Below are 25,401 nucleotides of genomic sequence, written 5' to 3' on the forward strand. Positions count from 1 at the left end.
AGGCCGTCTGAAACGATTTCAGACGGCCTTTTGTTTTTGATGACGGGTTGTTTAAGATAATCGAAGGAGAGGGGTTCTTTGCCTGAAATTACGCTTTCGGCCAGTCGGCGCAATAGTATTGCCAATAGACTTCGATAAAAGGAATCTCGCCGTAATCGCACAGCCACGGTTTGGCGCGTGTGGTGTAGTGGATAACGGGCGGAACGGTGTCGGGTTTGGGGAATACTTCGCCGAGGTCTCGTTTTTGGAAGTATTCGACTGCGCCGGTCTGGAAGTTCCAAGATTCTTCTAGTTGCAGCCAGTTTTTTTGAAATACGGTGTTTAGAAAGCATTGGTCGCCGTAGGGTACGGCTTCGTTGAGACAGGAAGCGGTTTTCAGAAGTTGCTCCGCGATATTGTGTTCACGCCATTGCACCAAGTCGGCCAACAGCATGCCTGAATTGAAATAGGGTGTGGTGTGTAGGTCGATAGGATGTTTCCATTCGGTGCGCGCCAAAACGGAATCTTGTACCGCTGCAACGGGATATCCGCGCATATCGAGGTTGAACAAATCGTGCAGGGATTGGGTAACCACCATATCGCTGTCGAGATACAGGGCGCGGTCGACGGGCAGGTGCTGCATCATCAGGCGGAAAAATGCGGCATCCGAAATATGGGACAGGCGGCGATATTGGCTGAAGTCCATTTCGATTTTGACATCATTCAGACGGCTGCCGCTGGCGGCGAGTTTTTGGTTGGTATAGTTGATCCATTCCTTCCTGAAGGTGTTGTGCATAAGGTAGAAATTGACACCTGTATTGTGCGTACAGATGGACTTCATCAGGGTATGGACTTGTTCGGCATAGCCGGTATCGGCGGCAAGGACGATGGTAATGTTGCTCATTGGTTAAATTCCCTTTATTTGCAATGTTTTAAATTTTGTCAGTCATTTTCTTGGTCTTGTGCAGTTGGTAAAGCGGCATGGTCTTCGGTTTCCGACACGGCCTTTTCTACTAAATCCCGTTGCAGTTGTTTGCCGGCTTTGATGCCCAATTTGCGTAGTTTTTCGGTGCTGCTGATGAGGTTGCCCCTGCCGGAAACCAAGCGGCCGTAGGCCGTCTGAAACTGGGATTGTGCCTGGCTGAGCGCTTTATTGATGCCATCCATGCTTTCGACAAAGCCGACAAATTTGTCATAGAGTTTGCTGCCTGCTTCGGCAATCGCCAGTGCGTTTTGGTTTTGCTGCTCGTTGCGCCAGATGTTGGCAACGGTGCGCAGGGTGGCGAGCAGGGTGCTGGGGCCGGTCAGCATGATGCGTTTGTCGAAACACTCTTGGAAGAGGTTTGGATCGTGTTGCAGGGCGAGGAGGTAGGCCGGTTCGACAGGGACGAACATAAAGACGAAGTCCAGCGTTTTGACGCCCTCAAGGTCGGTGTAGTCTTTTGCTGCCAAGCTTTTGATATGGGCGCGGATGCTGGCGACGTGGTTGGCAAGCTCGCGTTCTGCTTCTGCGCCGGTGCTTTGCGTATAGCGGACGTAGGCAGTCAGCGATACTTTGGAGTCGATGACGATTTGTTTGTTGTCGGGCAGATTGATAAGGACGTCGGGCTGGAGGCGGCGTTGGGTGCCGTCTGCTTCGTGGCGGACGCTGGAAGCTTGAACGATGTATTCGCGGCCTTTTTGCAGACCGGAATTTTCCAATACGCTTTCCAAAATCATCTCGCCCCAGTTGCCTTGGGTTTTGTTTTGCGTGCCGGTCAGCGCAGTGGTCAGCGCTTTGGCATCGTGGTGGAGCTGGGTGTTGAGGGTTTGCAGGCGTTTGAGCTCGTTTTCGATGGTCAGGCGTTCTTTGGCTTCTTTTTCATAAGTCTGCTGAACCAGCTCGCTGAAGCCGTGGATGCGTTCGTTGAGCGGATTGAGCAGTTGTTGGAGATGGTCGTGGTTTTGTTCGGTAAAGCGGCGGCTTTTCTCTTCCAAAATAGTGTTGGCGAGGTTTTGGAACTGGTCGCTCAGGTTTTTACGTGCATCTGCCAATAGAGCCAATTTTTCTTCAGCAGCCTGACGGTCTTTTTCCGATTGGGTGTTGAGACGCTCGTTTTGGACTTGAAGCGCGTGGTTTTGCTCCAAAAGGGCGGCGTATTCTTGTTTCAGACGGCCTTTTTCAGCTTCCTGTTGCTGTAAAAGGCTGTTTTTGCCGTCGATATTGGCTTTTTCTTGAGTCAGTTGTGTGGAGAGGCGCTCGTTTTGGACTTGCAGCGCATGGTTTTGCTCTAACAGCGTGTCGTAGTCTTGTTTCAGACGGCCTTTTTCCGTTTCCTGCTGTTGTAAAAGTGTATTTTTATCCGCACTCAATGCCTGTTCTTGAGCCAGTTGCGTGTTTAGGCGTTCGTTGTTGATTTGCAGGTTTTGCGCACTTTGCTGCCATTTTGCACATTCGTGTTTTAAAGCTTCGGCTTCGGCCTCGCAATCTTGCAGATAGGCAATCTGTTTTTCGGCTGCGGCAAAGCGGTTGCCCGTCTCCTGCAATTCGTCTTGCAATTCCTGCACGGTATGGCGGCTTTGCGCCAAGTCCGCCGCAGTTTGAGCCTGCACCTGTTCGGCAAACTCATGTAGGCGGCGACTTTCGGCCAATTCTTGCAAAACAATAAAGTGTCGGCTTTGGGCTTGGTAGCGTGTTATCAGCCAAGCAAACAGCGCGCCGATAAAAAATGCGGCCGCGCCGGTCAGAATTAAGGTGTTGTTCATGCTGGAAATAGTCAATACGCAGAATGTTTCACTATATCATATATTTGTAGCGCATTTTATGGTCGGATATACGCTAGAAACGTGTGTTTTCTTTAAAAGAAGCTATCAAAGGTATTGGTTTTGACTAATTGAACATTTAGGTTGTGAAAAAGATAAATTTGTAACATTTTGAATTTAAAAATATATTTAATTTAGAGTGCAATTTTGCAACAAAAAAGGAGGGATTTTATGGGCGCAGAAAGATACGTTTGTAGTGTGTATGTAATTAAGACATCGGTGTCATTGAGAAAGACATCGGTGTCATTTTCAAAACAAAATATAAATTAACTAAAATCTTCATTATGTATATTTTTAGTATTTTATCTTTACGTAAAAGTTGTATTAATTAACGATTAACACAGTATGATTCGTCCTGTCGGCAGCGCAGATGCCGGCGAAAAAATGTGTATGTTGTTAAATAACATTTTGTATCTATGAAAAAGGACTACTTAAAATGGGACATTTAATAACGCTTTCTGCCGCTTCTTTAATCGGTATGTCCGGAATATCAGCTTCTGCCATCGGCATCTCCCGTAATATCGAAACGGTAGTACACAAATAATTCAATCATAAACGAATTAATTACAATACTTCAGAAAACGCAACTTAGGCCGTTTTTCGGCCGACAGACAAGAAAGTGAGATAAACAATGAAAACTTTAATCAAACTGGCAGCAGCCTCTTTAATCGGTATGTCCGGCCTGACCGTCGGCGCAACCAATATCGCCCACAATATGGCTGATGCCGCCAAATAAAAAATACACAACACACCCTTAAATACACAGAAAAGAGTTAAAATGAAAACATTAATTAAATTGGCCGCAGCTTCTTTGATCGGCATGTCCGGTTTGACAGTTGGTGCGACCAAAATCGCAAAAAATATGGCAGAAGCTGCCAATAAATAAACGCAAGTGAAATTAAGCTTGTTTTGGTGATAAAAAAGGCCGTCTGAACATTCAGACGGCCTTTGTATTTGATGGCAAACCGTTTTATTTGCCGATACAGAAGCGCGAGAAAATCACGCCCAGCAAATCGTCGGCGGTAAATTCGCCGGTGATTTCGCTGCAGGCGTTTTGGGCGAGGCGCAGGTGTTCAGCGAAAAGCTCGATTTGGTTGTTGTCGCAGAGGGCGGCGTTTTCCAGCTCGGCTTCGGCTTCGTGCAAGGCGTTGAGGTGGCGGCTGCGGGCGAGGAACAGGCTTTCGCTTTCGCCCTGCCAGCCAACTTCCTGCAATAGGGCGTGTTTGAGCAAATCGAGACCAGCGCCGGTTTTGGCAGACAGGCTGATAACGCTTTCCGCGCCGGTTTGCGCAAGGCCGTCTGAACGGACGGCGACAGGTTCGCCGGTCAGGTCGGCTTTGTTGTGGATTTCGATTTTTTTCAAACCTTCGGGCAGGCTGTTCAAAATGGCTTGGGTTTTGGCGTTCACGCCTTCGCGCGGGTCAATCAGAATCAGGGCGACATCGGCTTCGGAGACGGCTTTTCGGCTGCGCTCGATGCCGATTTGTTCGACCACGTCGTCGGTTTCGCGCAGGCCGGCAGTGTCGATGATGTGAACGGGTACGCCGTCGAGGGTAATTTGTTCGCGCACGGTGTCGCGGGTGGTGCCGGCGATGTCGGTTACGATGGCGATGTCGTCGCCCGCCAAGGCGTTGAGCAGGCTGGATTTGCCGACGTTGGGCGCACCGACGAGGACGACGTTCATGCCTTCGCGCAAAATCGCGCCTTGTTCCGCACTGGCAAGCACGGTTTTCAGACGGCCTTGCAGGGCTTGGAGCTTGCCGCGCGCGTCGGCGGCTTCGAGAAAGTCGATGTCTTCTTCGGGGAAGTCGAGCGTGGCTTCAACCAGCATCCGCAAAGTAATAAGGTCGTCCACCAGCTCGTGTATGTGTCGGGAAAACGCGCCTTTGAGCGAACGCAACGCCATGCGTGCGGCGGACTTGCTGGAGGCATCGATGAGGTCGGCGACGCTTTCGGCTTGGGCAAGGTCGAGTTTGTTGTTGAGGAAGGCGCGTTTGGTAAATTCGCCCGGCTCCGCCATGCGCGCGCCCAGTTCGAGGCAGCGCGAGAGCAACATGTCCATCACGACAGGGCCGCCGTGCCCCTGCAATTCAATCACGTCTTCGCCAGTAAAGCTGGCGGGAGCGGCGAAGTAGAGCAGGATGCCGTTGTCTATCGGCTGTCCGTCGCCGCCGAGAAAGTCGGTGTAAAGCGCGGTGCGCGGTTTGGGCGTTTTGCCGCCGCTGAGGGTTTGCGCCAAAGGCAGCAGGTTTTTGCCGGAAAGACGGATCACGCCGACGCCGCCACGTCCGGGTGCGGTGGCGATGGCGGCGATGGTGGGTTGGGTTACGGACATGGTTGGCTCGTATCTGGAATTTAATAGACGGTATTATATAGTGATTTCACGATGATGCAGGCCGTCTGAAAACCTTGATTTCGGTTTCAGACGGCCTTTGACTTTGATGGAATTAAAATGATGAACCTTCCTGCTTCAGAAATTCTGCTTCTTCTTCCGTGGTTTTACGCCCCAATACGGCGTTACGGTGCGGATAGCGTCCGAAGTGGTCGATGATGACTTTGTGTTTGATTTCAAAGGCCAATGCGTTTTCATTGGTATAGCGTTCAAACAGCGGTACGGCTTGTTCATGGATAACTTGGCTTTCGCTGTGCATCAACGGCATCAGCATGAAATGGCGTTCATGCGGAAGGAGGTCGGCGAAGCCGGGTTGGCGAACGGCTTCTTGGGCAAGAATGAGTGCAGCAGTATCTTGGGCAAACGCTTGAGGGCTGTCGCGGAACAGATTGCGCGAGAATTGGTCAAGAATAATGATTTCGGCGAGCCTGCCTTGCAGAGTATCGCGCCAGTGTGAAAGTTCGCCGCGAGCTGCCTGCTGCCAGATATCGAAAAATTGAGCGCGAATTTGGGCATCGAATCCATTGTTGCGGGCAAATTGGAAAGGGTGGTTTTCTTCGGTAAACCAGAAATCTAAGACAGTTTGAGGTGTCATGAAAACTCCTTGAAATAGAGTACAGGGAAAATTGAGGCCGTCTGAAAAATTAGAGAGATGCTTTCAGATCATCTTAACCATCAGCGCTTGCGTGAGAAAAGATCGGTAGCGGAGCGGATTGTTGCTCACAATATGCAATTTATGATCTATATCTTTTCAGGATGGGCTCCTTACTACTCTGGTACAGTTCCTTCACTTTGTTCAAAATATTTTTGTAATTTTGATATAAATTGCCGACAGATTTTATTCGTATGTGGAGACGACGACAATATTTTGCACTTGGAAAACTTTGCTTGCGTTGCCGACATAAGCTGTTGCACCAATCACTGCGATTTTCATGTGTGACTTCTTGTTGAGATTCGATTGATGAGATGAGCGCATGCAAAGGCCGTCTGAAACTTTTAGTTTCAGACGGCCTTTAAATTAAGATGATTAAACAGCGGCGACGGTAAAACGTTCAAACAAATGCGCTTTGTTTTCCACATCGTCGGCGATGGCGACTGCCAAATCGGCCACGCTGATGCCTGCCGGAATTTTACCGTCCATCAGCAAATCGTCTTTACCCAAGCGGTATTTGCCGGTTTTGTCTTCGCTGAAACCGCCGTCCGCGCCCAGTCGTGCCGGAGGGGAAACGAAAGACCAGTTCACGTCGCGGCGCGGCAGGAGTTCTGCCAAGAGATGGCGTGCGGCATTGGCGCCGTCGAAAATTTCTTTCGGGAAGTCGGGCGTATCGATAACTTGCAAACCGGGTGCCACATACAGGCTGCCCGCGCCGCCGACGACCAACAAATAAGGCACTTGCGCTGCTTTTGCCGCTTCGACGATGCTGTTTGCGCCGCGTGTGAAATCCGCGCCGATGTTGGGATTGGTCCAGCCCGGGTTGAACGCGCTGACCACGGCATCAAAACCGGCCAGTTTGTCGGCAAAATCTGCTGCGTTGACATCTGCAGAGACTGCGGCAACATTTTGCGCTTGGAAAACTTTGTCTGTGTTGCGAGCAAAAGCGGTTACTTCATGACCGCGGTCTGCCAATTCTTGAACGACTGCGTTGCCGACATAACCAGTTGCACCGATAACTGCGATTTTCATGTTTGACTCCTTGTTGGGATTCGATTGATTAGATGAGTGCATTGTAAGGCCGTCTGAAATGCTTGATAATCCCTGATTTACTGTTATGATTGTGAAGTTGAACTAAATAATAGATAGAAAAAGGCCGTCTGAAACGAGGTTAAGCTTCAGACGGCCTGTTGTTAGTGTCAGAAAGTGATGCCGGTAATGTTACCCTTTGTATCAAATGAAACATAAAAATAGTATTCATCGTCGGGTATCAATGCATCGTCATCATTGTAAAACACGATATAGAGATTCTGATCGACAAAATTCAATGCTTTCGGCTTTAAATCTTGAAGGAAGCTTTCCGCTGTCGGATGCGGATTGGCAAAAAATTCGTTTTTGGTGCGGATGCCGTTGTGTTTACGGATATGTTCGAGCAGGTATGCGTTTAAGGTGGAATAGAGTTGCGCCTGTTGTGCAAATGCTTCCGTTAGGCGTTTGAGCGCCCTGCTTGCCGGTTTTTTGCCGTCTGCGTTCAAAGATAATTTCACAGGCAGCCCTGCCCATTTTGAAGATGCCTCGAAAGTGCCCATAAATGTGTTTAATCTGAATGTTGCTTCAGATATTCTCGGCGTAAGTTTTCCAATTTTTGATTGTGTGCGTCAGTTTCAAGTACTTCAACTAAAAGTATATTGCCTAACCAATCACTTCCGAATGGCTCCCAATCCATGCCTAACTTGCTACGGGTACGGTATATAGTCAGTGGTTTGAGTGTCTGAAATAAGCAGTTTTTAAAGGGGTTGTTTGCATCATCTTCTGCCCAGGTCAGATTGTATATGGGTTGATCCATGAATGTACCGTTTCCCACATGGATATAGCCCAAAATTGGGCAGCTTTTGCCTTGGAATTGTTTTTTGCCTCCACCTATGCCTGCATTAATCTTAAATGTCCCCATTTCAGGGTCGAAATCTGAAGTCAAAATCAAAAATTCATCTGTTTTATTGAAGAATAAGTCGGCATAAACCGTTGTATTCAAATCTAAAGCTGCCAAACGTTCATATACATATTCATCTTCGGCAGAATAACCAAGACCTAAAAATCGCATCAGACGCTGCAGTAGTCCTTTGGGTCTGTAAGGGTTAGATGTGTCGAAATCAGCCATTTAATCATCCTTTTAAAATATAAACATCAGTAGGCGGTATACCTTAAAAAGGGTAAATATGCAAATGGCTATAAATAAATATTATTCAACCGCCCAATCAGTTCCGCGCCGATTTTTCATCCGCGCTATATAATCCGCAGTATTCCTAACAGGCCGTCTGAAAACACCAATTTCAGTAAAGTAAACATCATGCAAGACATCAAACCCCTGCTTGTTTTCGCTACCGTCCTCGAACACGGCAGCATGAACGCCGCTGCTGCCGTGTTGGGCATGACGCCGTCTGCCGTCAGCCAGCACATCAACCGCCTCGAAACCCTGCACGGCATCAAGCTGTTAAACCGCAGTACGCGCAGCCTTGCGCCTACCGATGCCGGCCGTGCCTTGGGCGAATACTGCCGCCGTCTAGCCGCCACCCTTGCTGATACGCGTACCGTTATCGACAATCTGAAGACCGAACCCGTCGGCGAATTGCGCATTTCCCTGACTTCCTGCGTCATCGGTTCCCGCGCTTTTCAGACGGCCTTTTCACGATTGCAAACCGAGTTCCCTAAAATCCGTCCTGTCCTTAATTTCAGCGATACTTTGGACGACCTGCAACACAATCAGACCGACATCGCCATACGCGGCGGCGACCGTGCTTTGGACGATCCCAACTTGGTTGCGCGCCATCTCGTGACTTGGCCGTACATGATTTGCGCCGCACCCGATTATCTCGACCGGCATCCGCCCATTACCCATCCCTCTCAGCTTCATGCGCACCGCTGGCTACATTTTTTACCTGTCCGCACGACCTTGCAAAATGGTAGCGAAAGCTATTTTCTCGATATCGCCGACAGCATTGCCTGTACGCATCTTGCCGCTGTGTGTAGTCTGACCGAAAGCGGTTTCGGTTTGTCTTTACAAGTGGGCGGCGAAGTGAGGGAGAAAATTGCACAAGGCCGTCTGAAAGCGGTTTTGCCTGAATGGACATTGCCGCCGGTCAGCCTTTATTTGGTAACGCCTTATCGTGTGCAGTCTGCCAAAACCGAGGCTGCCGTGCGCATTTTTACCGAGAGTTTTGCCAAGGAAGGGGATTTATGAACGCGGAAAATTGGAGCGTTTACCTGATTTTGTGCGAAAACGGCGCGTTTTATTGCGGCATCAGCAACCGTCCTCAAGAGCGATTTGCGGCGCACTTGTCAGGAAAAGGCGCGAAATACACGCGTTTGAACAAGCCTGTCGAGATGCGCATCGTTTCAGACGGCTTGAATAAAAGTGAAGCGCTGAAGCGGGAAATCGGCATTAAGAAATTGACGGCGGAGCAGAAACGGGGCTTGTGGGCTGAAGCTGAAACATTGGCAAAAGACTAATGGCAGCAATGGATTAACTTGTAGTCGTGATATGAATAACCACATAAATAGGTAAGCCTGCTGGTGTGTTTTGCATAGGCAAGCGGCAAATGTTTATTAACATGATTCAAAAAGGCCGTCTGAAACCTGATCGGGGTTCAGACGGCCTGTTTGGGATGGGGATGGCTTTCAGGTTGACGCTACTCATGGAGAAGTCGGTAAGAATTTGAATTCTAAAGGAAACTTTGAAAATAAAATGAGTAACCGCTTGAACAATAAAATGAAAGTTATCGCGCTTCATGACAAATGGGGTGAATTTCTATCCGAGTAGAGAGGTGGTGTCAATATATTTTTCCTGTTTTTGAGACAAAATCTGATTTATACCAATATTTATTATAGTGTAGGTCGAAAGTATTAGTTTCTATGCTAGAATTTTTGAGCTGTTTATATAAAACAGTGATTTAAACTAAAACTAACGAAAGACAGAACATGAACAAATTACTGATTGCCGTAATGATGATGGCTGGTTTGACAGCTTGTTCCCAAGAGGCTAAACAGGAGACTCAAGAGGCTGCTCAAGCCGTTGCATCTGAAGTTAAAACCGAAGCCGCTTCTGCTGCCGATGCGACTGCATCCGCCGCTCAAGAAGCAGCTGATAAGGTTGAAGCCGCTGCCAGCAAAGCAGAGGAAGCCGCCAAACCTGAAGAGGCCGCCAAGCCCGAAGAGAAAGCCGAAGCGCCTGCCGCTGAAGCCAAGCCTGCCGAATCCGCCAAAGTGGACGGCAAAGCTGTTTTTGAAGCGAACTGTAAAGCATGCCACAGCGGCTTGATTCCCGGCGCTCCGGCCGTAGGCAAAAAAGAAGACTGGGCGCCTCGCATTAAACAAGGCAAAGACACCTTGCACAAACACGCCCTCGAAGGCTTTAATTCCATGCCTGCCAAAGGCGGCAACGGCAGCTTAAGCGACGACGAAGTGAAAGCCGCAGTTGACTACATGGCCAACGAATCCGGCGCTAAATTCTAAATCATGCAGATTGAAACGCACCTTGCCACAAAGTGCGTTTTTTATGGGCAGACGGATGAAAGTTAAAATAGGGCCGATAAACAGGCAAAGGCCGTCTGAAACATTTTATTTTGAAGCACAATCGGCTAAAATCAGACGAATGATTTTATGCAGGAGCAAACCATGAACAATCAACACGACAACGTAGATGCCGGCGAAATCGCCAAGTTCAGCCAAATCGCCGATAAATGGTGGGATAAAAACGGCGAATTCAAGCCCCTGCATGACATCAACCCCTTACGCCTCGACTATATCGACGGCTATGCCGGATTGGCAGGCAAACGCGTGCTGGATGTAGGCTGCGGCGGCGGTATTTTGTCGGAAAGCATGGCCAAACGCGGCGCAGAACACGTTACCGGTATCGATATGGCGGAAAAATCCCTGCAAACCGCCGCTGCCCATGCGGCCGCTCAACATGTTGCCAATATCGATTACCGCTGCATCCGCGTCGAAGACCTCGCCGCCGAGCAGCCGCACAGTTTCGACGTGGTAACGTGTATGGAAATGATGGAACACGTTCCCGATCCGTCTGCCATCGTTCAGGCTTGCGCGAAACTGGTCAAACCCGACGGCATGGTGTTTTTCTCCACCATCAACCGCAATCCCAAATCTTATCTGCATCTGATTGTCGGCGCAGAATATCTGTTGAAATTCGTCCCCAAAGGCACGCATGACTGGAAAAAATTCATCACGCCGGCAGAACTCGCGCGTATGTGCCGCCAAGCCGGATTGGATACCGTCGGCAGCAAGGGCATGACCTACAATTTGTTGAGCGGCCGTTATTCCCTGTGTGACTCGACCGAAGTCAACTACATGGTGGCCTGCCGTCCGGCGTAAGGTTCCACGGATAAAACACACGGGCTTGCCCGATATTTGAAACAGTATGTCGAAAGCAGCTTAATTCAAATATCGGTAAGGCAAATCAGGCCGTCTGAAAAGAAAAAAGGCATGTGCGATACATGCCTTTTTTGTATGTGGGTTGTACTCGTTATTCCGTCCAAGACGAATACGGATGTTTGCTCAAATACGCATTGGTGAACTTACCGTCTGACGTGATTTCCTTGCCCAACCAAGACGGTTTGGGGAACTCGGTATCTTCAGACGGCAATTCGATTTCCGCCACAATCAATGGCGCATTGTCGCCGAAATATTCGTCTATTTCATACACAAAGCCTTCAAATTCGACCCGATAGCGGTATTTTTCCATTTTAAACGGGCACATATCCGCCATCATCGCCTGCGCGTGAGCCAGCGGGATTTCGTATTCAAACTCGCTGCGCGTCATATCGGAAATATAGCCTTTCAGGGTCAGCCAGGCTTGCGAACCGATAATCCGCACGCGGATGGTGCGCTCTTTTTCCACGCTCAAATAGCCCTGTTGCAACACCAGCGGCTCGCTTGCCACTTCGCGCCAACTGTCATCCGCCAGCAAAAAGCGGCGTTCGATTTCGACCGTCATGAATTCTTTCCTTATTTACCAAACAGGCCGTCTGAAGATCAAAACGGCTTGAAAACCACCATATAAAGCGCAGCCACCATCATCAATACAGGGAGTTCGTTGAATACCCGATACCAGCGGTGCGAATACATATTGCTGCCGTTTTGAAAACGGCGCAGCAGCAGGCCGCAATAAAGCTGGTAAGCCAAGAGCAGCAGGCCGCACAATAATTTAACCGCCAGCCAGCCGTTGCCCCACCAATTATTTACAAACCCGATGGCCGCGCCGAATATCAGCGTTCCCCAGCCCAAAGGCGACATAAAGCGGTACAGCCGCCGCGACATATCCGTCAGCCGTACATATTCCACGCTGCCGGGCTCTAATTGCGCCAGATTCACATAAATCCGTGGCAGATAAAACAGTCCCGCAAACCAAGAAATTACAAAAAACACATGCAGCAGCTTAAACCACAAATACATTTCAGACGGCCTCAAAACCTAAAACCATTATTTTATCCGCAATACGGCCCGAGCCGAAACAAAATAGTCAAAACAAGCCGATTTAGTGCGCCGCAACAATGTGTTGCAGGTACGATTTTACCCAAAAACCAAATTGTAAATTCCGCAACAATATGCAAGTTGGGATATGCACGATGCAAAAAAATTGTTAAAATCCTATGCTATTTAATTATAAAAACATTATGGACGGAAAACATGAAACAATTCGAAATCAGCAACAGCGTCAGGAAAGCGCTTTGCGACTACCTGAATACGCATAATCTAAACCTCAAAGCCGCCATGGACAACGAAACAACCAATGGCGAAGTCGCGGCCATCGTTCATGCAGGATTGCCGGCGATGATTCGGAAAATCTATTCTTTGGAAAAAATGAAAACCTTTTTCTGGACGAAAAAAGATTTGATGATGGAGTTTATCAATATGCGCTTGAATGCCGGCGATAAAAAGGGCAAAAACTAATTTTAGCGATGGGTAGGAGGAAGATAGGAGTTTGAAATGCGGACTTCTGTTTTCTCGATGTCTTGTTAGGGACAGTGCTTGCTCATTGTTCCTAATAAGTTTTGACAACCGAAAGGTCGTCTGAAATTCAAATGATAGGGCATGGGAACATGCCCTGTTTTTATGGGCGGCTTGTCTGCATTGGGAAAATATTGAGCTTGGCAACCGTTGCAGCGTTCCGCGCCGGGTAGTTTTATCGGCTGAATGGTTTTATTTGTTTTGCTGAAAATATTGAATTGATTATAAAAAGGCCGTCTGAAACATTTCAGATGGCCTTTAGCGTTGAATCAGCAATTAAAACGGCGGATTTTCAAATCAAACTGCGTTGTCGAAACCGCTGTGGCGGAGCAGGGCATCCAGGCTTGGTTCGCGGCCGCGGAAGGCTTTGAAGGATTCTGCTGCGCTGCGCGAACCGCCGACGGCCAGTATTTCTTTCCAGAAGCGGCGGCCGGTTTCGGCAACATCGTCGCTTTCTTCAAAAGCGGCGTAAGCGTCTGCACTCAAAACTTCCGCCCATGCGTAGCTGTAATAGCCTGCGGAGTAGCCGCCGGCGAAGATGTGGCTGAAGCTCAAGGCGAAGCGGTTGTATGCCGGCGGTTGGGTCACGGCGACTTCTTGACGCACTTTGTCCAAGATTTGCGGCCATTCTTTCAGATGGCCTTCATCTTCCTGATGGTAGATTTCCATGTCGAAGAGGGCAAATTCCATTTGACGGACGAGGAGCATACCGCGTTGGAAGTTTTTAGCCGCGTGCATTTTGTCGAACAGCTCTTTCGGCAATACCGCGCCGGTTTCTTCGTGCGAGGACATTTGCGCCAATACGTCGTATTCCCAAACGAAGTTTTCCATGAATTGGCTAGGCAGCTCGACCGCGTCCCATTCGACGCCGTTGATGCCGGATACGCCCACTTCGTCAACTTGGGTCAACAAATGGTGCAGGCCGTGGCCGGTTTCGTGGAAGAGGGTGATGATTTCGTCGTGGCTCAAACGCGCTTCTTTGTCGCCGACCGGCGGGGTGAAGTTGCAGACGAGGTAGGCGGTCGGCAGTTGCAGCGTGCCGTCGGCGAAACGGCGGCGGCTTTTGTAGCCGTCCATCCATGCGCCGCCGCGTTTGCCTTCGCGTGCGTACAAGTCCATGTAAACGCCGCCGATGGTCTGGCCGTCTTGTTTCAGCTCGAAATAGCGCACGTCTTTGTGCCAAACGGGGACGGTTTTTTCAGCCAGCTCGATGCCGTAGAGTTTTTTGATTTGGGTAAACAGGCCTGCCAATACTTTGCTGATAGGGAAGTATTTTTTCACTTCGGTTTCGCTGAAGGCGTATTTGGCTTGGCGCAGTTTTTCGGCGGCATAGCTCAAATCCCACGATTGCGGGTCTTCGATATTCAGGTTTTCGCGCGCAAAGGCCTTGATCTCGGCAAAGTCTTTTTCGGCAAAAGGTTTGGCGCGGCGGGCAAGGTCGTGCAGGAAGTTCAGAACCTGCTCGGGCGTATCCGCCATTTTGGTTGCCAGCGACAGCTCGGCGTAGTTTTTGAAGCCGAGCAGTTTGGCGGTTTTCAGCGCGTTTGCAAGCGTTTGTTCGACGTTGGCCGTGTTGTCGAATTTACCTTCGTCAGACAATTCGCTGGCACGGGTAACGTAGGCACGGTAGATTTGTTCGCGCAGTTCTCGGTTGTCGGCGTATTGGATAACGGCGAGGTAGTGCGGAATCTGCAGGCCGATTTTGTAGCCTGTTTTGCCTTCGCTTTGCGCGGCGGCGGCAAACATGGCGATGGAGTCTTCGGGGATGCCAGCAAGCGGCGCGGCATCGTCAAAGTAAATGCCGAAAGCGTCGGTCGCGTCTTGGACGTTTTGTGCGAATTTGGCACCCAGTTGCGCGCCTTCGGTTTGCAGTTGCGCCAGTTCTGCCTGCTGTTCGGGCGGCAATTCGGCACCGCTGAGGACGAAATCGCGCAAGTCGTGGTTGAGCTTGGTTTGCTGCGCTGGGGAGAGGGTGTCGAATTCGGCAGAATTTTTGATGATTTTGAAGCGGTTGTACAACTCGATGTCTTGACCGATTTCGGTGAAGAAAATGGTGATTTCAGGCATCAATTCGTTGTATACGGCACGCAGCTCGGGCGTATCGACGACGGAGTTGAGATGGGAAACCACGCTCCAAATGCGGCCGACGCGTTCGGTAATGTCGGTCAGTTTTTCGACGGTGTTTGCCCAGTTGGTGTGCGTTTGCGCTTTGATGGCGGCGATTTGTTCGCGCGCTTCGGCAATGGCGGTTTGCAGGGCGGGTTTGATATCTTCGGTTTTGATTTGGTCGAAACGGGGTTCTTCGCCCAAGTGGAGCAGGACGTTGTCGCTCATATGGTTTCTCCTGAATAAGATGGATTCAGACGGCCTTTTGGCCGTCTGAAAAGAAAACGATAGGCGTTATATGGTGGCAGACAGGCAGAATTAAAGTGTTCCGCCCGCCTGTCGGCCAATCTTATTCTGCGCCGCGCGGATTGGCGTGCAATGGCGCAGCCAGCTCGAGGCGCATCGGTGTGCCTTTCGGGGCAAATACTGCATTGGCAACATTGGTTTGCAGGGATTCGGCAAACGAGCCGCGATACACTTTTGCGCCTTGGTGGGTCAGGTTGGATTGTACGTCGACGTACACTTCTCCGCCGATTTGACGCCAGAGGTGGCAGAAGGTGTAGTCTTCGGACAGATAGCGTTTGCTTTCAGGATCGACCATGCAGTCGAAGAAGCGGTAGTGCAGTCCTTTGTCTTCTCTGTTGTAGTCGCTGTCGGAGATGTAGTTCAACTCGGGGTAGGCTGCCATCATTTTTTCAAATACGCTGCGCTTGATAACCATGAAGCCGGTTGGCGCATCATGAACTTTCATAAAACCGTCTTCATCGACTTTCAATACGATTTCACCGTTTTCATTTTTTTCGCTGGTGTTGACGGTATAAGAAGTGTACATGCGCTCGAAGTCGGCTTGGGTCGTGCCGGCCGGAACGCCTTCTTCAGGCCAGTTGTCGCGTTTGAGCGGATAAATGCCTGCTACAACGTCTTTGTCTGCCAAAAGCAGACGGTAGAATGAGTCGGGAGAGAAGCCGATGTCGGAGTCAATCCAGAATAAATGCGTCCATTCTTTGTTTTCCAAAAATTTGGCCACGCAGTTGTTGCGCGCGCGCGTAATCAGGCTTTCGCCGCGCTGCATCATTACTTGCAGCGGCAGGCCGAGGGAGGCGTTGGTGTGGACGATGTTCAGAAGCGAGAGGGTGTAGTTGTGGAAATATTTGCCGTCATGGCTGGGGGTCATAATGACGGGGTACATTTCGGCAAGGGCTGATTCGGGCAACATGACTTTTCCTTATTGTTGATTGTGAACTTTATTATTGTAAGGGATTTGATTGTATCAATAAACAAACCGTACTATTTTGTTTGGTTGATCAGTCGGTATTGCGTGCGCAAAAATTCGTCTAAGACGGCCTGTTGTATTTCCAGCCGTTTGGAAACGGGGGAGGCGAAGCGTACGATGATGTGGTACACCTTGTCATCATGCGGCACGCGGGACACGCGCGGCTGGGCGGCGGGGGTAATAAAGAGTTTTTGCGCTTGAACGTTTTCCAAATATTGTTGGATAACGGGAACATAGGCTGCGCACGACGGCTCAAGAACGGCTTTCAGACAGCCTATGATTTCGTCCGAATCCAAATGAATCGGCACGGGGATTTCCACCGTATGAATCACATAATTGCCCAAAATATTGTCGCGGCGTACGGTATGGCTCAAAAGCAGGCTGTTGGGAAACGAGAGCGTTTTGCCGGAAAGTTGGCCGATCAACGGATTAGGGCCGATTTGCATCATCAGCGTGTTCAGCATATTGATATCGACCACCCGTCCGCGCAGGCCGTTGATTTCGATGTAGTCGCCGATGGAATATTGTTTGGTTACTGAGCGCAGGATGCTGCCGGACAAACACATAATCAGCTCTTTGGTCGCCACCACAATCGCTGCGGCTACCGCAAACATCGACAACGCCAAAGTTTGAATCTGCGCCGCCCAAATCATCGCCAGCCCGAGCAGGATCAGCAACATGGTCACGTTGCGGCTGAACACCAGCGAGCGGCGTTTGTTTTCAATGCTCAAATCCGGATGGCTGCGAAAATGCGCCGAGAGCAAAATGCTGCGCCCGGCAATGACGGCCACAATCATCAACATCGACATCAACGCCGATTTAATAATTTCTTCACTGACAGGCAAAGCGTTCAGCCATTCATGCATGGTGTTCCACATAATCCTGTTTCCTTTCCCTTCTTAGGCCGTCTGAAAACCCACGCGTTCAAAAATTTCTGCCGCACACGCTTCCGATACCGCAAACAAAGTTGCCACGCTGCCCAAAGCCCGTTGCGCTACCACGCTCAAATCATCGCGGCACACTTCGCCCAGCCACTCAACCGGCCGCACCAGCGACATTTTTTCATCGTCCCATTGCGGACAATGTACCGCACCGCCCGTAATCCTGCCAACCCGATAACGGCGCAGGGTAGGCGAGTAGGTCAATACGGCATCTCCATCGGCCAACTCGTTGACAAACCGCCACATCTGAGCCGCACCCGATTGCGCCGTTCTCAATTTCACATCCGGCACGGCTGAACGGTAAATATCCGTCAGTTCCTCACGGCCAAAACCTTTTGCCGCCGCTTCGGCCAGCATGGGCCAGGCCAATGCCGCCACACCGCGTTCAAAAAATACATCATAAAGCGCACCTTGCGTGCTGCGAACCATATAAAGTCTGGCTTGTTTTCCCATTGCAGTACCTGTTTGTTTGAAGAACCCATCCCTTTGTTTCCATGTTACCTGTTACGGCTGAAAAATTCGATATTTTACATTGCCGGAAGGGTTTGAAGTTCTCGCTGAAAATAAATGAATTATAGATGAAAGGCCGTCTGAAAAATAAAATAGGCTTATATATCAACAGATGATATATCGTAACAATATATTAATAACTGTAAAATTTTTTACGTTTGCATCAAAAAAAGATAAGATGAAAGAATCAATCGCGAAAGATTGCTATTCACTGAACATTAGGAGAGAAAAAATGACCTGCAAAACCCACGAACATCATGACCACGTCCACGGCGCAAACTGCGGCCACACTGCCATCAAACACGAAGGCCACGTCGATTATCTGCACGACGGCCACCTGCACCATGAGCACAACGGCCACTACGACGAGCACGCCCTGAGCGTCAATGAAACCAACCCTGACGGCTGCCATCCGGTTGACACCTGCCAAGGCCACGTTCACGGCGAAGGTTGCGGCCACGAAGCCGTACCGCATGGCGATCACGTTGACTACATTGTCAACGGCCGTCTGCATCACCAACACGGCGATCACTGCGACGACCATGGCCCGGTTGAAATCGTTAAATAAAACTGTTTTTCAGACGGCCTTTGATATGGGGCATCTGTAGGAAAAGGGGGTGTATTTTCACCCCCCTTTTCATATATATTGTCGTACCCTACACTAAAACAGCCATTATTATGTTTGACATCATATTTGTATTGGTATTCGGCAGGCTCCAAGCCTCCGGAACACTGAATTTCCCCGATAGGCTTTATCCCATCTGGAAATGGGCGCTAGGTGCAAGCATGCTTTATGCCGCGATAGGGACAATGCTGGGATATGCTTTCTCCGGTTCCTTCTCCCTAGTCAGCTTTTTGCTGATTATTGCCTTATCATCCGTCTGGTTCTCTCTGTATTTCAAACTGCTGCGGCTTACCGCCTCAAAAACTGTACTGAACCAATGTATTTACTGGGTGCTGGGTATTGTTTCGGCATTGTCGTTCCCCTTTATTGTGGGCTACCTTTCCCTATTGGCCAAAGGCTTTGTACAATAAACTTTTCAGATAACCACTCTATCCAATAAGGCCGTCTGAAAGCCTGAATCCGTATTTGATTTATGTTTTTAAAGCGCTTTTTAAACTAAAGGCCGTCTGAACGTATAGTTTCAGACGGCCTTTAGTGTTACCAATTCACGCGGACGGCCCTGCTGCCGAGCAATGTTTCCAGTTCGTCAAACAAGACGGTGCTTGGTGTCACCATCCATTTTGGCGCAATTTTCAATTTGCCCGATGCTTTGCCGTTGCTGTACGACAGTTGCAGTGGGATGTGCGACGTGTCGGGCAGGCGGTGGGCGGTGAGGATGGCGGCGAGGTGTACGATGTTGTGGCCGGGGGCGAGGGCGAGGCTGAGGCTGCGGGCGTAGCGTTCGCGCGCCATTTGCAGGGTCATGACTTGGTTGGCCATGATGCGCAACCCGTCGCCACCGCCGTAGTCGTCGCGGCTGACTTTGGATTCGATAATCAGCACTTGGTCGGATTTGAGGTAGTCGGCGCAGTTTTCCAGCGTGTGGCCGCTGACCATGATTTCCACCAGACCGCTCAAATCTTCAAGGCTGACGAAGGCGATTTTGCCGCGCTTGCCCATCATGGTGCGCACGGCGGTCACGAACCCGGCGAGGCGCACGCTGTCTTGCGGTTTCAGACGGCCTAACTTGGTCGGGGCGATTTGGCGGACTTCTTGGGCATATGGGCCGAACGGGTGTCCGGACAGATAAAAGCCGATGACGGTTTTTTCTTCGGCGAGTTTTTCTGACTCGCTCCACATGGGCACGTCAACGAGCAGCACCGGTTCGATGGCGTCTTCCATCATGTCGAAAAGTCCGCCCTGATTGGCGTTGGCGGCTTTTTGGTCGGCGTTGTTCATGGCAAGGTCAATGTTCGCCAAGAGCATGGCGCGGTTGGGTTCGATGCTGTCGAACGCGCCGCCGCGTATCAGGGCTTCGAGGGTGCGGCGGTTCATGTGTTCTTTGCCAACGCGCTCGCAGAAGTCCAAGAGGCCGGTAAACTTGCCGCCGCTTTGCCGCGCGGCGATGATGGATTCGACGGCGGCTTCGCCCGTGCCTTTAATCGCGCCGAGTGCGTAGCGGATTTTCATGTTCGGATACGGCGTGAAGCGGTAGTCGGATTCGTTGATGTCGGGCGGCAGGAACTCGATGCCGTTGGCGCGGCAGTCGTCGTAGAAATGCTTGAGCTGGTCGGTATTGTCCAATTCAGACGACATAGTCGCCGCCATAAATTCGGCGGGATAGTGGGCTTTGAGCCATGCGGTCTGGTAGGAAATCAGGGCGTAGGCGGCGGCGTGGGATTTGTTGAAACCGTAGCCGGCAAATTTTTCCATGTAGTTGAAGATTTCGTCGGATTTTTCGCGAGAAATGCCTTGTTTTGCCGCGCCTTCGGCGAAGATTTCTCGGTGTTTCACCATTTCTTCGGGTTTTTTCTTACCCATGGCGCGACGCAGCAAGTCCGCGCCGCCGAGCGAGTAGCCGCCGATAATTTGCGCCGCCTGCATCACTTGTTCTTGATACACCATAATGCCGTAGGTCGGCGCGAGGATACCTTCGAGCAGCGGGTGGATGTATTGGAATTCCTGACCCTTCATACGCGCGACGAAGTCTGGGATGTTGTCCATCGGGCCGGGGCGGTAGAGCGACACGAAGGCGATGAGTTCTTCAAACTTGGTCGTGTGCGCTGTTTTCAGCATTTTTTTCATACCGGTCGACTCGAACTGGAAGACGGCGGTGGTGTTCGTATCGCGGAAGATTTGGTAGGCAGCCTGATCGTCAAGCGGAATCTTGCCGACATCGACGATATCGCCGGTGGTGTTTTTGATGTTGTTCTGCGCCATTTCGATAATGGTCAAGTTGCGGAGACCCAAAAAGTCGAACTTCACCAAACCCACGTCTTCCACGTCGCCCTTGTCGTACATGGATACGGGCGAGGCGGATTCGTCCGCCTGATACACGGGGCTGTAATCGGAAATCTTGCCTGGCGCAATCAACACGCCGCCCGCGTGCATACCCAAACCGCGCGTCAGGTCTTCCAACTTTTTCGCCAGCGTAATGAGTTCGTCCGCTTCTTCTGCTTCAATTAATTCCTGAATCTGCGGCTCGGCCTCCATGGCTTTTTCCAAACTCAGGGGTTTGTTGGCTTCCAACGGAATCAGCTTGGACAGTTTGTCGCACAGCATAAACGGCAGTTCCAGCACGCGTCCGACGTCGCGAATCACCGCTTTGGACGACATCGTGCCGAAGGTAACAATCTGGCTTACCGCATCCGCGCCGTATTTCTCGCGCACATATTCAATCACGCGGCCGCGGTTTGCCTGACAGAAGTCCACGTCAAAGTCAGGCATGGAGACGCGTTCAGGGTTCAAGAAACGCTCGAACAGCAGCGCGTATTTCAACGGGTCGAGGTCGGTAATCTTCAGCGAATACGCCACCAGCGAGCCTGCACCCGAACCACGGCCCGGCCCGACCGGACAGCCATGCGTTTTCGCCCAGTTGATAAAGTCTTGTACGATAAGGAAATAGCCGGGGAATTTCATCTGGATAATGATGTTCAGCTCAAAATCCAAACGTTCCTGATATTCCGGCATTTTTGCCGCACGCTCTGCCTCGTCGGGATAAAGCTGAACCATGCGTTCCTGCAAACCCTCGTTGGACAGTTTCACCAAATAATCATCCAGCGACAGGCCGTCCGGGGTAGGGAAGAGCGGCAGGAAGTTTTTGCCCAATGTGATGTGCAGATTACAGCGTTTGGCAATTTCTACCGTGTTTTCCAAGGCTTCAGGCAAATCGGAGAAACGTTCGGCCATGGTTTCCGGCGGAATGAAAAACTGGCTCGGCGTGAAATCGCGCGGACGTTTTTTGTCCGTCAATACCCAGCCGCCTGCGATGCACACCCGCGCCTCGTGTGCGTTGAAATCGTCGCGGCTCATAAACTGTGTTGGATGCGTTGCCACCACCGGCAAGCCCAATTCTTCCGCCAGTTTCACGCTGCCTGAAACGCAAGCCTCCCATTCAGGGCGTTCGGGCAGGCGTTGCAGCTCTAAATAAAACGCATCGGGAAACCACTCCGCATATTTCAACGCCGCCGCACGCGCCGCGTCTTCATTGCCGTTCAACAGATTTACGCCTACTTCGCCGTAATGCGCGCCACTCAAACAAATCAAGCCGCTGTTGTCGCCGTTTTCCAGCCATTCGGGATTGAGTTCCGCATGATGAATATTGCGGTCTTTGCCGACATAAGCCTCCGTCAAAAGCTCGCTCAAGCGCAGATAGCCCGCATCGTTGCGGATAATCAGCATGGCGCGAAACGGCTTGTCAGGCGCATTCGGATTACCTATCCACACATCCGCCGCGCCGATGGGCTTAATCCCTGCGCCGCGGCAGGCTTTATAGAATTTCACCAAACCGAATTCGTTCATCAAATCGCTGATGCCCAAAGCAGGCAAACCGTATTCCTGCGCTTTGGCAATCAGTTTTTTAATCCGCACCATACCGTCGGTAATCGAGAATTCGGTATGCAGGCGCAGGGGGATATAGGTCGGCTCGGTCATGGCAAAATCGGCGTGAACAATAAAAGGCGTATTGTAGCAGGGTTGGCAGCTAAAGGCCGTCTGAAAACCAAATGTAATGGGTTTGGATAAAGCAAATAAAACAGAAGGGGGCTTTCTTTCAGACGGCCATGTTAAAATATCGCCATTATTGGAAAGGATTGAATGATGGAAGCAACAGTCTATCTTGAAGACAATGAATACATCGCTTTGTGCGACCTGTTGAAACTGGCCGGCCTTGCCGAAAGCGGCGGACAGGCAAAAGCATTTATCGCCGAAGGGCTGGTGTTGCGCAACGGCGAAACCGAAACCCGTAAAACCGCCAAAATACGTGGCGGCGAAGTGATTGAATTTGACGGCGCACGCTTGGAAATTGCCGATGGATACGACCCTGAAGAATAAAGCCGAAGCCATCTTGGGCGAACCGCTTTTAGACGAACCCGTCCGTCCTGAGTCGTGGGAATGTTGCGGCAGCGAATGCGGCGATGCCTGTATCCAGACAATGTATTGGGTGGAAAAAGCCCGATATGATGCGCAACAGAGGAAATTGAAAGAAGCAGGTTGGATAGACGGCGAAGATGGTGCAAAGGCCGTCTGAAAATGATTGGGCTTGATAGGAGCTGTGTTTCAAACAATGCTGCATTAAAGCCAATGCCGTCTGAAAGTTTCAGACGGCATTGGCTTTTTTAAAGTTTAAATTAAGATTGTGTTACCTCGGAAGCGGTTGCATTTTCAGGTGTGCCAGGTGCAGCATCGGCAGGAGCCTGATAATCTGTATTTTGCGATGAAGAGGGCTCGGCATTGTCATGTTTATGATGCTTATCATGTTTACCAAAGTGTCGTTTGTCCTGATCGTCATCTTGTGCTACTGCCAATACTTTGCCGTTTTGAGCATCAACCAAAGCTTCGTATTCGACGCCGTCTTTCAAGATTTCTACTTTGTAACGGCCGCCCAAATGTTGTTTGTATTTGTAATCGACATCTTTAACGACGCCGCCCACTTCTGCTACCGCTGCTGCGGCTGCTTGCTGGCCGGAAACCTTTGCGAACATACCTTCTTTGAAAGCCATGGTACCTGCCGCACCGGCAACGCCCAAACTTGAAGCAATAATACCGGCAATGATGAGTTTTTTTGAAATAAAAGCGTTAATGCGTTTCATGATTTTCTTTCCTACTGTGTTGTTGAACGATGAATGTATTCTATGCCTCAACAATTAGCTGAACATGAGCAAAACGCTAAGATGTGTAATGGGTTGCAATACTAAAATTAACACTTTAAATAATAATGGAGATCGAATCCGCGCTTTCAGACGGCCTTGCTAATATGTTGTGATGGCATATTTGGTGGGGATTGTGGTTTGCGTGTGAAAACAAAAAAGCGTGATGAAAAAAGGGCATGTGTGAGACATGCCCCGGATTAAATGGTAAACGCGATGGTGAGAAACCAAATGACGGAATAAGATTTGCGGTTGGTCAACTTATCTTATTCCGCCTTGTTTTACAATCATTCAGGCGATGCTTCGCCTGCAAGATTCTTGATTTCTTCGCGATGCGCGTCAAACCATGAGCCGACCACTTGATTGACTTCGTCCATGCCTTGTTTTTTCAGGCTGGAGAACAGTTGAACGCTGATTTTTTGACGCTCAGTGTAGGGTTTGAGTGATTTTTTTACCGCTGCCAAAGTTTTAATCTGGTCGTTTTTAGACAGCTTGTCTGCTTTTGACAGCAGGATATGCACAGGACGGCCGGTGATGTGGAAGAAGTCCAGCATCTGAATGTCTAAAGCCTTGAGCGGATGGCGCGAGTCCATAATCAAAATCAGGCCGATCAGTTGGCGGCGTTGTTGCAGGTAGTCGCCCAAGAGTTTGACCCAGTGCGCACGGATGGCCTCCGGTACTTGCGCGTAGCCGTAGCCGGGCAAATCGACCATGAAATTGCCGTTTTCCAGTTCAAAGAAATTGATGTGTTGGGTGCGGCCCGGTGTTTTGGAAACATAGGCAAGGCGCACATGATTAGTTAAAGTATTGATGGCGCTAGATTTGCCGGCATTGCTTCGGCCAACAAAGGCAATCTCGGCCGGCGTGTCGGGCAGGTCTTTCAAATGGTTGACCGTTGTAAAGAATTTGGCGTTTTGAAAAAGGTTCATCAGTATTTCCTTGCATGGAAACAAAACTGCAACATCATAATTTGTATCGGGCATTTATGTTGCAGCAGTTTGGTAATTTGAGTAGTAATTTAATGTAAACTTGGTATAGAATAGCACGTTTATAGAATTATCGGTTTTAATCGGGAAAATTCCCCGGTATTTGAGTATAAAAAAGGCATTGACGCGGTACGCAATGCTGTAATCAGGAGCACTCCATGAAACGATTGACTTTATTGGCCTTGGTATTGGCTGCCGGTGCGGTTTCCGCTGCCCCTAAAGCAGATGCTGAAAAAGGCAAACAGGTAGCGACTACTATCTGTGCGGCGTGTCACGCAGCCGATGGTAACAGCGGTATCGCAACTTATCCTAAACTGGCAGGTCAGGCTGCGGCCTACACCTACGGTCAAACCATGGCCATCAAAGACGGTACCCGTACCCACGGTGCTGCCGGCGTGATGAAACCGATGGTGATGAACTTGTCCGAACAAGACATCCGCGACGCTGCCGCCTACTACGCTAAACAACAAGGCAAACCGGGCGAAGCCAATCCTAAAGAAAACCCAGAGCTGGGCGCGAAAATCTATCGCGGCGGCCTGAGCGCTAAAAAACTGCCGGCATGTATGTCTTGCCACGGTCCTAGCGGCGCAGGTATCCCTGGCGGCGGTACTGAAATCCAAGCCTATCCTCGTCTGGGCGGCCAACACAAAGCTTACGTTGTCGAGCAAATGAAAGCTTACCAATCCGGCCAACGCAAAAACGCCATCATGGCCGATATTGCCAACCGTCTGAGCGAAGAAGAGTTGAACGCAGTAGCCAACTTCATCCAAGGTTTGCACTAATTTCGTTTTGAAACGAGCTTATTGATACAGGCCGTCTGAAAACCCTTCAGACGGCCTTAGCCAATATAGGCCGATAAGCCTGATTGTTTTTTTCAAATAGCGACAGAAAGATTTTTACTACAATATGCAGTATTCTTCCTTTCGCAT

General features: G+C 50.1%; 26 protein-coding genes. 10 read left to right on the forward strand and 16 right to left on the reverse strand.

The annotated features are described in order from the left end of the window. Positions 1-88: 88 nt before the first annotated feature. From DBY95_RS08215 to DBY95_RS10715, 7 genes are all read right to left on the reverse strand, one after another. A complete protein-coding gene (locus DBY95_RS08215; RefSeq protein ID WP_049333613.1) occupies positions 89-883 on the reverse strand; it encodes a glycosyltransferase family 8 protein in 795 nt (264 codons plus the stop codon). Positions 884-921: 38 nt separating this feature from the next. Continuing rightward, complete coding sequence (gene rmuC, locus DBY95_RS08220) at positions 922-2,724, reverse strand: DNA recombination protein RmuC (RefSeq protein ID WP_107724000.1); 1,803 nt, start codon at positions 2,722-2,724, stop codon at positions 922-924. A gap of 1,027 nt (positions 2,725-3,751) precedes the next feature. Beyond that, complete coding sequence (gene mnmE / locus DBY95_RS08225; RefSeq protein ID WP_107724001.1) at positions 3,752-5,116, reverse strand: tRNA uridine-5-carboxymethylaminomethyl(34) synthesis GTPase MnmE; 1,365 nt, start codon at positions 5,114-5,116, stop codon at positions 3,752-3,754. A 112-nt stretch (positions 5,117-5,228) separates the two neighbouring features. Continuing rightward, positions 5,229-5,768, reverse strand: a complete 540-nt coding sequence (locus DBY95_RS08230; RefSeq protein ID WP_004520918.1) for a DUF924 family protein — start codon at positions 5,766-5,768, stop codon at positions 5,229-5,231. A 432-nt stretch (positions 5,769-6,200) separates the two neighbouring features. Further along, positions 6,201-6,857: an NAD(P)-dependent oxidoreductase gene (locus DBY95_RS08235; RefSeq protein WP_107724002.1), complete on the reverse strand. Its 657-nt coding sequence runs from the start codon at positions 6,855-6,857 to the stop codon at positions 6,201-6,203. 167 nt (positions 6,858-7,024) lie between these two features. Next, complete coding sequence (locus DBY95_RS10710) at positions 7,025-7,414, reverse strand: hypothetical protein (protein WP_234394607.1); 390 nt, start codon at positions 7,412-7,414, stop codon at positions 7,025-7,027. Between the two features lie 8 nt (positions 7,415-7,422). Next, entirely contained in the window at positions 7,423-7,983 is a 561-nt protein-coding gene (locus DBY95_RS10715) for a DUF7021 domain-containing protein (RefSeq protein ID WP_234394608.1), read from the reverse strand. 189 nt (positions 7,984-8,172) lie between these two features. Between DBY95_RS10715 and DBY95_RS08245 the strand changes: the two genes are divergently transcribed. From DBY95_RS08245 to ubiG, 4 genes are all read left to right on the forward strand, one after another. Next, positions 8,173-9,063 carry a LysR family transcriptional regulator gene (locus DBY95_RS08245; RefSeq protein ID WP_107724003.1) on the forward strand — a complete coding sequence of 297 codons (891 nt, stop codon included), beginning with the start codon at positions 8,173-8,175 and terminating at the stop codon, positions 9,061-9,063. Further along, the gene (locus DBY95_RS08250; RefSeq protein WP_107724004.1) at positions 9,060-9,332 is read left to right on the forward strand and encodes a GIY-YIG nuclease family protein; all 273 of its coding nucleotides are present in this window, start codon (positions 9,060-9,062) and stop codon (positions 9,330-9,332) included. The genes DBY95_RS08245 and DBY95_RS08250 overlap by 4 nt, the downstream gene beginning before the upstream one ends. A gap of 468 nt (positions 9,333-9,800) precedes the next feature. Continuing rightward, positions 9,801-10,334 (forward strand): c-type cytochrome, encoded by a 534-nt coding sequence (locus DBY95_RS08255; RefSeq protein ID WP_070649437.1) that lies wholly within the window; start codon positions 9,801-9,803, stop codon positions 10,332-10,334. Between the two features lie 147 nt (positions 10,335-10,481). Beyond that, on the forward strand, positions 10,482-11,210 hold the full coding sequence (gene ubiG, locus DBY95_RS08260; protein ID WP_107724005.1) for a bifunctional 2-polyprenyl-6-hydroxyphenol methylase/3-demethylubiquinol 3-O-methyltransferase UbiG: 729 nt from the start codon (positions 10,482-10,484) through the stop codon (positions 11,208-11,210). Positions 11,211-11,361: 151 nt separating this feature from the next. Here ubiG and DBY95_RS08265 read toward each other — a convergent pair whose 3' ends face one another. Both DBY95_RS08265 and DBY95_RS08270 read right to left on the reverse strand, forming a co-directional pair. Beyond that, on the reverse strand, positions 11,362-11,832 hold the full coding sequence (locus DBY95_RS08265; protein WP_107724006.1) for a CYTH domain-containing protein: 471 nt from the start codon (positions 11,830-11,832) through the stop codon (positions 11,362-11,364). Between the two features lie 38 nt (positions 11,833-11,870). Continuing rightward, positions 11,871-12,290, reverse strand: a complete 420-nt coding sequence (locus tag DBY95_RS08270) for a CopD family protein (protein WP_049328323.1) — start codon at positions 12,288-12,290, stop codon at positions 11,871-11,873. 234 nt (positions 12,291-12,524) lie between these two features. Here DBY95_RS08270 and DBY95_RS08275 point away from each other — a divergent pair, with 234 nt between their 5' ends. After that, a complete protein-coding gene (locus DBY95_RS08275) occupies positions 12,525-12,788 on the forward strand; it encodes a hypothetical protein (protein WP_107724007.1) in 264 nt (87 codons plus the stop codon). Between the two features lie 354 nt (positions 12,789-13,142). Here the strand turns inward: DBY95_RS08275 and DBY95_RS08280 are convergent, their stop codons facing one another. The 4 genes from DBY95_RS08280 to DBY95_RS08295 form a co-directional block, all read right to left on the reverse strand. Continuing rightward, complete coding sequence (locus DBY95_RS08280) at positions 13,143-15,179, reverse strand: M3 family metallopeptidase (RefSeq protein WP_107724008.1); 2,037 nt, start codon at positions 15,177-15,179, stop codon at positions 13,143-13,145. Positions 15,180-15,300: 121 nt separating this feature from the next. Next, positions 15,301-16,167 carry a hypothetical protein gene (locus tag DBY95_RS08285; protein ID WP_107724009.1) on the reverse strand — a complete coding sequence of 289 codons (867 nt, stop codon included), beginning with the start codon at positions 16,165-16,167 and terminating at the stop codon, positions 15,301-15,303. Positions 16,168-16,238: 71 nt separating this feature from the next. Then, a complete protein-coding gene (locus tag DBY95_RS08290) occupies positions 16,239-17,102 on the reverse strand; it encodes a mechanosensitive ion channel family protein (RefSeq protein WP_107724010.1) in 864 nt (287 codons plus the stop codon). Positions 17,103-17,123: 21 nt separating this feature from the next. Continuing rightward, the gene (locus tag DBY95_RS08295; protein WP_107724011.1) at positions 17,124-17,618 is read right to left on the reverse strand and encodes a restriction endonuclease; all 495 of its coding nucleotides are present in this window, start codon (positions 17,616-17,618) and stop codon (positions 17,124-17,126) included. Between the two features lie 289 nt (positions 17,619-17,907). On the opposite strand from DBY95_RS08295, the gene DBY95_RS08300 reads away from it, so the two are divergent. Both DBY95_RS08300 and DBY95_RS08305 read left to right on the forward strand, forming a co-directional pair. Then, positions 17,908-18,243, forward strand: a complete 336-nt coding sequence (locus DBY95_RS08300; protein WP_107724012.1) for a hypothetical protein — start codon at positions 17,908-17,910, stop codon at positions 18,241-18,243. Positions 18,244-18,353: 110 nt separating this feature from the next. Then, the gene (locus DBY95_RS08305; protein WP_107724013.1) at positions 18,354-18,710 is read left to right on the forward strand and encodes a hypothetical protein; all 357 of its coding nucleotides are present in this window, start codon (positions 18,354-18,356) and stop codon (positions 18,708-18,710) included. Between the two features lie 127 nt (positions 18,711-18,837). Here DBY95_RS08305 and dnaE read toward each other — a convergent pair whose 3' ends face one another. Further along, positions 18,838-22,272 (reverse strand): DNA polymerase III subunit alpha, encoded by a 3,435-nt coding sequence (dnaE, locus tag DBY95_RS08310; protein WP_107724014.1) that lies wholly within the window; start codon positions 22,270-22,272, stop codon positions 18,838-18,840. 165 nt (positions 22,273-22,437) lie between these two features. Here dnaE and DBY95_RS08315 point away from each other — a divergent pair, with 165 nt between their 5' ends. Further along, positions 22,438-22,671 carry an RNA-binding S4 domain-containing protein gene (locus tag DBY95_RS08315; protein WP_002221492.1) on the forward strand — a complete coding sequence of 78 codons (234 nt, stop codon included), beginning with the start codon at positions 22,438-22,440 and terminating at the stop codon, positions 22,669-22,671. Beyond that, positions 22,649-22,867, forward strand: coding sequence for a hypothetical protein (locus tag DBY95_RS08320; protein ID WP_070503978.1), 219 nt, complete (start codon positions 22,649-22,651; stop codon positions 22,865-22,867). The genes DBY95_RS08315 and DBY95_RS08320 overlap by 23 nt, the downstream gene beginning before the upstream one ends. A 100-nt stretch (positions 22,868-22,967) precedes the next feature. Here the strand turns inward: DBY95_RS08320 and DBY95_RS08325 are convergent, their stop codons facing one another. After that, positions 22,968-23,429 (reverse strand): PepSY domain-containing protein, encoded by a 462-nt coding sequence (locus tag DBY95_RS08325; RefSeq protein WP_234394609.1) that lies wholly within the window; start codon positions 23,427-23,429, stop codon positions 22,968-22,970. Between the two features lie 344 nt (positions 23,430-23,773). Further along, complete coding sequence (yihA, locus tag DBY95_RS08330; RefSeq protein ID WP_070503975.1) at positions 23,774-24,415, reverse strand: ribosome biogenesis GTP-binding protein YihA/YsxC; 642 nt, start codon at positions 24,413-24,415, stop codon at positions 23,774-23,776. A gap of 215 nt (positions 24,416-24,630) precedes the next feature. On the opposite strand from yihA, the gene DBY95_RS08335 reads away from it, so the two are divergent. Continuing rightward, complete coding sequence (locus DBY95_RS08335; protein WP_003684518.1) at positions 24,631-25,254, forward strand: c-type cytochrome; 624 nt, start codon at positions 24,631-24,633, stop codon at positions 25,252-25,254. Positions 25,255-25,401: the final 147 nt, after the last annotated feature.

The sequence above is a fragment of the Neisseria subflava genome (assembly GCF_003044935.1).
Lineage (GTDB): Bacteria > Pseudomonadota > Gammaproteobacteria > Burkholderiales > Neisseriaceae > Neisseria > Neisseria subflava_E.

Excerpts from the sequence above, each read along its gene's own strand:
- DBY95_RS08215 (WP_049333613.1), bottom strand. The coding sequence starts at position 883 with ATGAGCAACATTACCATCGTCCTTGCCGCCGATACCGGCTATGCCGAA.
- rmuC (WP_107724000.1), bottom strand. The coding sequence starts at position 2,724 with ATGAACAACACCTTAATTCTGACCGGCGCGGCCGCATTTTTTATCGGC.
- mnmE (WP_107724001.1), bottom strand. The coding sequence starts at position 5,116 with ATGTCCGTAACCCAACCCACCATCGCCGCCATCGCCACCGCACCCGGA.
- DBY95_RS08230 (WP_004520918.1), bottom strand. The coding sequence starts at position 5,768 with ATGACACCTCAAACTGTCTTAGATTTCTGGTTTACCGAAGAAAACCAC.
- DBY95_RS08235 (WP_107724002.1), bottom strand. The coding sequence starts at position 6,857 with ATGAAAATCGCAGTTATCGGTGCAACTGGTTATGTCGGCAACGCAGTC.
- DBY95_RS10710 (WP_234394607.1), bottom strand. The coding sequence starts at position 7,414 with ATGGGCACTTTCGAGGCATCTTCAAAATGGGCAGGGCTGCCTGTGAAA.
- DBY95_RS10715 (WP_234394608.1), bottom strand. The coding sequence starts at position 7,983 with ATGGCTGATTTCGACACATCTAACCCTTACAGACCCAAAGGACTACTG.
- DBY95_RS08245 (WP_107724003.1), top strand. The coding sequence starts at position 8,173 with ATGCAAGACATCAAACCCCTGCTTGTTTTCGCTACCGTCCTCGAACAC.
- DBY95_RS08250 (WP_107724004.1), top strand. The coding sequence starts at position 9,060 with ATGAACGCGGAAAATTGGAGCGTTTACCTGATTTTGTGCGAAAACGGC.
- DBY95_RS08255 (WP_070649437.1), top strand. The coding sequence starts at position 9,801 with ATGAACAAATTACTGATTGCCGTAATGATGATGGCTGGTTTGACAGCT.
- ubiG (WP_107724005.1), top strand. The coding sequence starts at position 10,482 with ATGCAGGAGCAAACCATGAACAATCAACACGACAACGTAGATGCCGGC.
- DBY95_RS08265 (WP_107724006.1), bottom strand. The coding sequence starts at position 11,832 with ATGACGGTCGAAATCGAACGCCGCTTTTTGCTGGCGGATGACAGTTGG.
- DBY95_RS08270 (WP_049328323.1), bottom strand. The coding sequence starts at position 12,290 with ATGTATTTGTGGTTTAAGCTGCTGCATGTGTTTTTTGTAATTTCTTGG.
- DBY95_RS08275 (WP_107724007.1), top strand. The coding sequence starts at position 12,525 with ATGAAACAATTCGAAATCAGCAACAGCGTCAGGAAAGCGCTTTGCGAC.
- DBY95_RS08280 (WP_107724008.1), bottom strand. The coding sequence starts at position 15,179 with ATGAGCGACAACGTCCTGCTCCACTTGGGCGAAGAACCCCGTTTCGAC.
- DBY95_RS08285 (WP_107724009.1), bottom strand. The coding sequence starts at position 16,167 with ATGTTGCCCGAATCAGCCCTTGCCGAAATGTACCCCGTCATTATGACC.
- DBY95_RS08290 (WP_107724010.1), bottom strand. The coding sequence starts at position 17,102 with ATGTGGAACACCATGCATGAATGGCTGAACGCTTTGCCTGTCAGTGAA.
- DBY95_RS08295 (WP_107724011.1), bottom strand. The coding sequence starts at position 17,618 with ATGGGAAAACAAGCCAGACTTTATATGGTTCGCAGCACGCAAGGTGCG.
- DBY95_RS08300 (WP_107724012.1), top strand. The coding sequence starts at position 17,908 with ATGACCTGCAAAACCCACGAACATCATGACCACGTCCACGGCGCAAAC.
- DBY95_RS08305 (WP_107724013.1), top strand. The coding sequence starts at position 18,354 with ATGTTTGACATCATATTTGTATTGGTATTCGGCAGGCTCCAAGCCTCC.
- dnaE (WP_107724014.1), bottom strand. The coding sequence starts at position 22,272 with ATGACCGAGCCGACCTATATCCCCCTGCGCCTGCATACCGAATTCTCG.
- DBY95_RS08315 (WP_002221492.1), top strand. The coding sequence starts at position 22,438 with ATGGAAGCAACAGTCTATCTTGAAGACAATGAATACATCGCTTTGTGC.
- DBY95_RS08320 (WP_070503978.1), top strand. The coding sequence starts at position 22,649 with ATGGATACGACCCTGAAGAATAAAGCCGAAGCCATCTTGGGCGAACCG.
- DBY95_RS08325 (WP_234394609.1), bottom strand. The coding sequence starts at position 23,429 with ATGAAACGCATTAACGCTTTTATTTCAAAAAAACTCATCATTGCCGGT.
- yihA (WP_070503975.1), bottom strand. The coding sequence starts at position 24,415 with ATGAACCTTTTTCAAAACGCCAAATTCTTTACAACGGTCAACCATTTG.
- DBY95_RS08335 (WP_003684518.1), top strand. The coding sequence starts at position 24,631 with ATGAAACGATTGACTTTATTGGCCTTGGTATTGGCTGCCGGTGCGGTT.